The following is a 7,297-nucleotide window of genomic DNA, read 5'->3' as shown; positions in this document are numbered from 1 at the left end:
CGCTCCACCGGCCGCAGCGCCTCCCCCCGCGCCGCCATTTCCGACGCGCTCACCGCGCCCCCGTGTCCGTGGTCGTACGCCAGGTCCACCAGCAGGCCCACCCGCTGCGCCAACTCAAGGACCCGCACCGCCCGCGGCGGGTAGCCCGGGGCGAGGACCTCCCGGCCCACCTCCGCCCGCGCCCGGTACGCCTCGCGCGCCGCGTCCGCCGCAGGGCCCGAGGCCGCCACGTCCAGCCGGGTCAGGACCGCCGTCGCGTCCCGCAGGGCCTCCGCCAGCTCCCGTTCGGCCTCGCCGAGCGACGGCACGTCCGCCGGCGGCGCCTCCCGCACCGCGAGACAGCGCCAGACCACCTCCACATGGACGTCACCCACCGGCCCCGCCTCCGAGACCTCCGGCACGAGGCCGTACGGCGCGCCGTGGCCCACCGCCGCCTCCTCCGCCTCCAACGCGCGCGCGTTGAAGTCCGGCGGCCCGCTCAGCCCCAGCGGATGTCCCGGCGCCGGCAGCGCCACCCGCCACCCGGTCACCCCGAGCCGCCGCAGCCGGCCGAGCGCCAGCGTCAGCCCCACCGGCCGTGCCTCACCCGGCAGCCCCTCCACGCGGTGCACCGCGTCCTCCCCGACAATGGCCAGCGCCGCCTCGTCCGGCGACACCGCCCCGGCCAGCAGGGCATTGCCCCAAGCGGCCAGGCGTCCTGAGCGTGGTTCCGAAAGCATCCCCCAAGACTAGGGGGAGTCCTGGGCGCACCGGGGGACTCAAAGGAAGCCCTAGGGACCGGCCCGCTCCGTCGATAACGTAGGTTTTCCCCTGGACGCCGCGCCCACCGGCGCAAGGCGACGACACGACTCGACCGCAAGGGGAGACAACGCGCTCATGAGCGATGTACTGGAGCTGGTGGACGTATCCGTGGTCCGCGACGGACGGGCTCTGGTGGACGAGGTCTCCTGGTCGGTCAAGGAGGGCGAGCGCTGGGTGATCCTCGGACCCAACGGCGCCGGCAAGACCACCCTTCTGAACATCGCCTCCAGCTACCTCTTCCCCACCAAGGGCACCGCCGACATCCTGGGCGAGCGCCTCGGCGGCGTCGGCACCGACGTGTTCGAGCTCCGTCCCCGCATCGGCATGGCCGGCATCGCCATGGCGGAGAAGCTCCCCAAGCGCCAGACCGTCCTGGAGACCGTCCTCACCGCCGCGTACGGCATGACCGCCACCTGGCACGAGGACTACGACCCGGTCGACGAGCAGCGCGCCAAGGCCTTCCTCGACCGCCTCGGCATGAACGACTACCTGGACCGCAAGTTCGGCACCCTCTCCGAGGGCGAGCGCAAGCGCACCCTGATCGCCCGCGCGATGATGACCGACCCCGAGCTCCTCCTCCTCGACGAGCCCGCCGCCGGCCTCGACCTCGGCGGCCGCGAGGACCTCGTCCGCCGTCTCGGCCGCCTCGCCCGCGACCCGTACGCCCCCTCCATGATCATGGTCACCCACCACGTCGAGGAGATCGCGCCCGGCTTCACCCACGTCCTGATGATCCGTCAGGGCAAGGTGCTCGCGGCCGGCCCCGTGGAGATGGAGCTGACCTCCCGCAACCTCTCGCACTGCTTCGGCCTGCCGCTCGTCGTCGAGCGCGTCGGCGACCGCTGGACCGCCCACGGCCTGCCCCTGAAGTAGCGGACGCGGCGCCGGTGTCCCGCACAGCCGCCCGCGCCCTGTCCCGGAGGACCCCACCGCCCTACCATGACCATGTGGACATCGACGCATGGGTCTGGTGGCTGATCGGCGCGGTGGGGCTCGGCATTCCGCTGGTCCTGACCGCGATGCCCGAATTCGGCATGTTCTCCGTCGGAGCGGTCGCGGGGGCGGTGACCGCGGCCCTCGACTTCGGCATCGTCGCCCAGGTACTCGTCTTCGTCGTCGTCTCGGTCGCGCTGATCGCGGTGGTACGCCCCATCGCCGCCCGCCACCGCGACGACAGGCCCCCGCACGCCTCCGGCATCGACGCCCTGAAGGGACGTCAGGCGGTGGTCCTGGAGCGGGTCGACGCCGGCGGCGGAGGCCGCGTCAAACTCGCGGGCGAGATCTGGTCCGCCCGGGCGCTCGACTCCGATCAGACCTTCGAACCGGGCGAGCAGGTCGACGTCGTGGACATCGACGGGGCCACCGCCGTCGTCATGTGACCGAACCTCGCCCATGACATTCCGTCATCTGCGAAACTCGATCATCGAAGGCCACCCGGCAGTCAACCGGCAGCGAAGGGCACGGGGAACACGATGTCAGCAGTCATCATCGTCCTGATCATTCTGGTGGTGCTCGTCTTCATCGCCCTGATCAAGACGATCCAGGTCATTCCGCAGGCCAGCGCGGCGATCGTGGAGCGCTTCGGCCGCTACACCCGCACCCTCAACGCCGGGCTGAACATCGTCGTCCCGTTCATCGACTCGATCCGCAACCGGATCGACCTGCGCGAGCAGGTCGTCCCGTTCCCGCCGCAGCCGGTGATCACCCAGGACAACCTCGTCGTCAACATCGACACGGTCATCTACTACCAGGTGACCGACGCGAGGGCCGCGACCTACGAGGTCGCCAGCTACATCCAGGCGATCGAGCAGCTCACCGTCACCACCCTGCGCAACATCATCGGTGGCATGGACCTGGAGCGGACCCTGACCTCCCGCGAAGAGATCAACGCGGCCCTCCGTGGCGTCCTCGACGAGGCCACCGGCAAGTGGGGCATCCGCGTCAACCGCGTCGAGCTCAAGGCGATCGAGCCGCCGACCTCCATCCAGGACTCGATGGAGAAGCAGATGCGCGCCGAGCGCGACAAGCGCGCCGCGATCCTCACCGCCGAGGGCACCCGCCAGTCCGCCATCCTCACCGCGGAGGGCGAGAAGCAGTCCGCGATCCTGCGCGCCGAGGGCGAGTCCAAGGCCGCCGCCCTGCGCGCCGAGGGCGAGGCCCAGGCCGTCCGCACGGTCTTCGAGGCCATCCACGCCGGCGACCCGGACCAGAAGCTGCTCTCGTACCAGTACCTCCAGATGCTCCCGAAGATCGCCGAGGGCGACGCCAACAAGCTCTGGATCGTGCCCAGCGAGATCGGCGACGCCCTCAAGGGCCTCTCCGGCGCCTTCGGCAACAAGGAAGGCAGCGTTCCCGGCTTCAACACCAAGATCCCCGCGCCCGAAAGGCGAGACGAACCGTCGGTTGACTGACACGTACATGTAATTCTCGTGCATGATCGGTGCGAGCCCCTCGACCCAGACGACGTCCGGGCGGGGAGGCGACTCACTGACCATGTAAGGAGATGGCGTTGTCCATCTGGGAAGCCCTGGCAGTCTTCGCCGCCGGCATCGGCGCCGGCACCATCAACACCATCGTCGGCTCGGGAACGCTGATCACGTTCCCGGTCCTTCTCGCGACCGGACTGCCCCCCATCACCGCGAACGTCTCCAACGCCCTCGGCCTCGTCCCCGGCTCCATCAGCGGAGCCATCGGCTACCGGGCCGAACTCAAGGGCCAGAAGCGCCGCATCATCCGCCTCGGCACCGCCGCCCTCGTCGGCGGCCTGATCGGCGCGATCCTGCTCCTCGCACTGCCGTCCGACGCCTTCGACGCGATCGTCCCGGTCCTCATCGGCCTTGCGCTCGTCCTGGTCGTCCTCCAGCCCCGTATCGCCGCCGCCGTCAAGCGCCGCCGCGAACAGACCGGCACCGAGGCCCACCCCGACGGCGGCCCCGTCCTCCTCGTCGGCCTCCTCCTCGCCAGCATGTACGGCGGATACTTCGGCGCCGCCCAGGGCGTGCTCTACCTCTCCCTGATGGGCCTGCTGCTCCACGACACCCTGCAGCGGATCAACGCCGTCAAGAACATCCTCGGCGCCCTCGTCAACGGCGTCGCCGCCGTCTTCTTCCTCTTCGTCGCCGAGTTCGACTGGACTGCCGTCCTGCTCATCGCCGTCGGCTCCACCATCGGCGGCCAGATCGGCGCCAAGGTCGGCCGCAAGCTGCCGCCCACGGTGCTGCGCGGAGTGATCATCGCCGTCGGCGTCATCGCCATCCTCCAGCTGACACTCCGTTAGACACGTCGCCAGGAACGGCGGAAGGGCCCGCCTCCCCACACCGGGGGAGGCGGGCCCTTCCGTACGAGACAGGGTTACGCGGCGGCCTTCGCCAGCCACTCCGGCAGCTCCGACCGCTCGCTCGCCCGCATCGCGAGCAGCATCGCGTCCGCCGGCGTCGGCTCGAACGGCTGGAACAGCAGCGGCATCCCCGCCTGATCCGGCGTCCTCGCCGCCTTGCGGTGGTTGTCCTCGGCACAGGAGGCGACCGTGTTCAGCCAGCTGTCCCCACCGCCCTGGGCACGCGGCACCACGTGGTCGACGGTCGTCGCCCGCCGCCCGCAGTACGCGCACCGGTGCTGGTCCCGCACCAGCACCCCCCTCCTCGACCACGGTGCCTGTCTTCGGAACGGCACCCGGACGTAGCGGCAGAGCCTGATCACCCGCGGCACCGGAAGATCGACGGCCGCACCTCGGACCCGCAGATCGGGATGGGCGTGCTCGACGACGGCCTTGTCCGTCAGGACAAGCACCACCGCACGGTTGAGAGAGACCGTCGACAGCGGCTCGAAGCTCGCGTTGAGTACCAGCGTGTCCCGCATTGTGCCCACCTCCCGTGTGCAGGCCCGGCCCCGGAGCGGGGCGGTGGGGCCTGGATCAACGATGGCCGGGCCGGCCGGGGTCGGACAACGCAATATTTCCCGCGCAACAAAAGATGCCCGCTTCTGATCTCTCCAAGACCAGAAGCGGGCAAACAACAAACGAACGATCAGACCGCCGCGGGAGCCGCGTACTCACCGATCAACTGGGCACGCCCCAGCGTGTGGAACCGCAGGTTGAACCCGACCACCGCCGGCGACACATCGCCGTCCGGACCGAGCTTCTCGCTGTCCACCGCGTACACCGTGAACACATAGCGGTGCTCTTCCCCCGCCGGGGGAGCCGCCCCGCCGAAGTCCTTCGAGCCGTAGTCGTTCCGGACGTGCACGGCCCCGGCCGGCAGCCCCTCGAACGACCCCGACCCGGCACCGGCGGGCAGCTCGGTCACCGACACCGGGATGTCGAACAGCACCCAGTGCCAGAACCCGCTGCCCGTCGGGGCGTCCGGGTCGAAGCAGGTGACGGCGAAGCTCTTCGTCTCCGCGGGGAACCCCTCCCAGCGCAGCTGCGGCGAGGTGTTCCCCGCCGCGTACACCTGCGCGTCCTTCAGGACCCCACCCGGCGCGATGTCGTCGCTCACCACGGTGAACGCCGGCACCGGCGGATGGAAGTCATGCGGGAGCGGCGCCCTCTTGCCCTCGGACACGTCGAAACCTCCGTATCGCCCGTACTGCCTCAGCAGCCTTACGGGCCCGAGCCTAGAGCCAGTTGCGACGGCCGCCGACCTCGGCGAGCCACTGGTTCAGGTAAGCCGCCCAGTCGGTGGCGTGGAAGTCGTGCAGACCCACCTTGAACGCACGGAACGAGTCGCTGCCCTCACCGAACAGACCCGGCTTCTTGTCCATCTCCAGGACGACGTCCATCTCACGGTCGTCCGCGACGAAGCTGACCTCGACCTGGTTCAGACCCCGGTACTGCTGCGGCGCGAAGAACTCGATCTCCTGGTAGAAGGGCAGCTTCTGCCGCGTCCCCCGGATGTGCCCGCGCTCCATGTCCGCGCTCTTGAAGCGGAAGCCCAGCTGCAGGAACGCGTCGAGGATCGCCTGCTGCGCCGGCAGCGGGTGCACGTTGACCGGGTCCAGGTCACCGGAGTCCACCGCGCGGGCGATCTCCAGCTCGGTGGTCACACCGATGTTCATCCCGCGCAGCTGCTGCCCCGAGACCGAGGTCACCGGGGTCTCCCACGGGATCTCCAGACCGAACGGCACCACGTGCACCGCGCCGGCCTTCACCTCGAAGGCACCGCCCAGCCGGACCTTGACGAACTCGATGTCCTGCTTGTGCTCCTGGTCGCCGCCCTCGACCTCGACCCGCGCCTGCAGGCCGACCGAGAGCCCCTCGATCTGCTGGTCGACACTGCCGCCCTGGATCCGGACCTCACCCTGGACGACACCGCCCGGAACCACGTTCTCCTCGGTGAGCACCGTCTCCACGGTGGCCCCACCGGCGCCCAGGCTCGCGAGCAGCTTCTTGAATCCCATGACCTTCACTCCTTCTCAGTCCTGACCCCTACATACGCGCGACGACCGTAGTCGGTTCCCCGCCCGACCCCCACTACGCTCGTGCGCCATGAGCGAGAGCCCCGACCGTACGCCGCTCCCACGGACCTTCTTCGACCGCCCGGTCCTGGAGGTCGCCCCCGACCTCCTCGGCCGCACACTCGTCCGCCGTTCCCCCGAAGGACTGATCGAACTGCGCCTGACGGAGGTGGAGGCGTACGCCGGCGCGATCGACCCCGGCTCGCACGCCTTCAGGGGCCGCACGGCACGCAACGCAGTCATGTTCGGCCCGCCCGGACACGCGTACGTCTACTTCACCTACGGCATGTGGCACTGCCTCAACCTGGTCTGCGGCCCCGAGGGCCAGGCGAGCGGGGTGCTGCTGCGCGCGGGGGAGATCCTGAAGGGCGCCGGCCTGGCCCGCCCCCGCCGCCGCTCGGCCCGCCACGACCACGAACTGGCCAAGGGCCCGGCCCGCCTGGCCACGGCCCTGGACGTCGGCCTCTCCCTGAACGGCACCGACACCTGCGCCGGCCCGGACGCCCCTCTCGGGCTCCTCACCGGAACCCCGCCGGCCCCCGACCGCATCCGCAACGGCCCCCGCACGGGAGTCGGCGGCGACGGCGCCCCGCACCCCTGGCGCTTCTGGATCGACGAGGACCGGACGGTGAGTCCGTATCGTCCTCACACGCCCCGGAGGAGCACACTTGACTCAAGACGTCCGACCGCCTAACGTAGCCCGAGCAGCTGGTTACGGGCCTGCTTGTTCAAGCACCCCGCGGCTGCCACCCACTACTCAAGATGACTCCCCAGCAGGGGCTTATTCCGGCATGCCGGAATTCGAATTCGATTGCTCGATTATGAGTCGCCGAAGAAATCAGCTAACGTAGTGAACACGCCGAAAGGCGAAAGGCAGCCAACAGGCCACCGGATACAAACTCCGAACCGGAAACGGAACGGAAAATGATCTGGTAAGGTTGGAAACACGAAGGGAAGCCCGGAGGAAAGCCCGAGAGGGTGAGTACAAAGGAAGCGTCCGTTCCTTGAGAACTCAACAGCGTGCCAAAAATCAACGCCAGAT

The 7,297-nt window shown here is 69.6% G+C and carries 10 protein-coding genes; 5 read left to right on the top strand and 5 right to left on the bottom strand.

All coding sequences use genetic code 11. From position 1 onward, the window contains the following. The coding region (locus ACIP8Z_RS32235; protein ID WP_402089755.1) for a hypothetical protein at positions 1 to 719 on the bottom strand (719 nt) is incomplete at its 3' end. Between the two features lie 157 nt (positions 720 to 876). Between ACIP8Z_RS32235 and ACIP8Z_RS32230 the strand changes: the two genes are divergently transcribed. The 4 genes from ACIP8Z_RS32230 (at position 877) to ACIP8Z_RS32215 (ending at position 4,078) form a co-directional block, all read left to right on the top strand. Continuing rightward, positions 877 to 1,674 (top strand): ABC transporter ATP-binding protein, encoded by a 798-nt coding sequence (locus ACIP8Z_RS32230; protein WP_319308136.1) that lies wholly within the window; start codon positions 877 to 879, stop codon positions 1,672 to 1,674. A gap of 74 nt (positions 1,675 to 1,748) precedes the next feature. Next, positions 1,749 to 2,180, top strand: a complete 432-nt coding sequence (locus tag ACIP8Z_RS32225; RefSeq protein WP_402089753.1) for an NfeD family protein — start codon at positions 1,749 to 1,751, stop codon at positions 2,178 to 2,180. 93 nt (positions 2,181 to 2,273) lie between these two features. After that, positions 2,274 to 3,212: an SPFH domain-containing protein gene (locus ACIP8Z_RS32220; RefSeq protein WP_055599862.1), complete on the top strand. Its 939-nt coding sequence runs from the start codon at positions 2,274 to 2,276 to the stop codon at positions 3,210 to 3,212. Positions 3,213 to 3,304: 92 nt separating this feature from the next. Further along, positions 3,305 to 4,078 (top strand): sulfite exporter TauE/SafE family protein, encoded by a 774-nt coding sequence (locus ACIP8Z_RS32215; RefSeq protein WP_402089751.1) that lies wholly within the window; start codon positions 3,305 to 3,307, stop codon positions 4,076 to 4,078. Positions 4,079 to 4,152: 74 nt separating this feature from the next. Here the strand turns inward: ACIP8Z_RS32215 and ACIP8Z_RS32210 are convergent, their stop codons facing one another. The 3 genes from ACIP8Z_RS32210 to ACIP8Z_RS32200 all read right to left on the bottom strand — a co-directional run bounded on the left by ACIP8Z_RS32210 (position 4,153) and on the right by ACIP8Z_RS32200 (position 6,198). Continuing rightward, positions 4,153 to 4,659 carry an HNH endonuclease gene (locus ACIP8Z_RS32210; RefSeq protein WP_402089749.1) on the bottom strand — a complete coding sequence of 169 codons (507 nt, stop codon included), beginning with the start codon at positions 4,657 to 4,659 and terminating at the stop codon, positions 4,153 to 4,155. 167 nt (positions 4,660 to 4,826) lie between these two features. Then, positions 4,827 to 5,363 carry a YbhB/YbcL family Raf kinase inhibitor-like protein gene (locus ACIP8Z_RS32205; RefSeq protein ID WP_402089747.1) on the bottom strand — a complete coding sequence of 179 codons (537 nt, stop codon included), beginning with the start codon at positions 5,361 to 5,363 and terminating at the stop codon, positions 4,827 to 4,829. 52 nt (positions 5,364 to 5,415) lie between these two features. Continuing rightward, positions 5,416 to 6,198: a sporulation protein gene (locus ACIP8Z_RS32200; RefSeq protein ID WP_384918983.1), complete on the bottom strand. Its 783-nt coding sequence runs from the start codon at positions 6,196 to 6,198 to the stop codon at positions 5,416 to 5,418. Between the two features lie 88 nt (positions 6,199 to 6,286). On the opposite strand from ACIP8Z_RS32200, the gene ACIP8Z_RS32195 reads away from it, so the two are divergent. Then, positions 6,287 to 6,949 carry a DNA-3-methyladenine glycosylase gene (locus tag ACIP8Z_RS32195; protein WP_402089745.1) on the top strand — a complete coding sequence of 221 codons (663 nt, stop codon included), beginning with the start codon at positions 6,287 to 6,289 and terminating at the stop codon, positions 6,947 to 6,949. Between the two features lie 148 nt (positions 6,950 to 7,097). Here ACIP8Z_RS32195 and ACIP8Z_RS32190 read toward each other — a convergent pair. Continuing rightward, positions 7,098 to 7,297: hypothetical protein (locus tag ACIP8Z_RS32190; RefSeq protein WP_402089743.1), on the bottom strand; the 200-nt coding region annotated here is incomplete at its 5' end.

The sequence above is a fragment of the Streptomyces sp. NPDC088553 genome (genome assembly GCF_044752965.1).
Classification (GTDB): Bacteria; Actinomycetota; Actinomycetes; order Streptomycetales; family Streptomycetaceae; genus Streptomyces.
This window is presented reverse-complemented; position numbering and strand designations above follow the sequence as displayed.

Bases quoted from the DNA above. Each gene is read 5' to 3' on its own strand.
- ACIP8Z_RS32215 (WP_402089751.1), top strand. From the start codon at position 3,305: ATGGCGTTGTCCATCTGGGAAGCCCTGGCAGTCTTCGCCGCCGGCATC.
- ACIP8Z_RS32210 (WP_402089749.1), bottom strand. From the start codon at position 4,659: ATGCGGGACACGCTGGTACTCAACGCGAGCTTCGAGCCGCTGTCGACG.
- ACIP8Z_RS32220 (WP_055599862.1), top strand. From the start codon at position 2,274: ATGTCAGCAGTCATCATCGTCCTGATCATTCTGGTGGTGCTCGTCTTC.
- ACIP8Z_RS32195 (WP_402089745.1), top strand. From the start codon at position 6,287: ATGAGCGAGAGCCCCGACCGTACGCCGCTCCCACGGACCTTCTTCGAC.
- ACIP8Z_RS32230 (WP_319308136.1), top strand. From the start codon at position 877: ATGAGCGATGTACTGGAGCTGGTGGACGTATCCGTGGTCCGCGACGGA.
- ACIP8Z_RS32200 (WP_384918983.1), bottom strand. From the start codon at position 6,198: ATGGGATTCAAGAAGCTGCTCGCGAGCCTGGGCGCCGGTGGGGCCACC.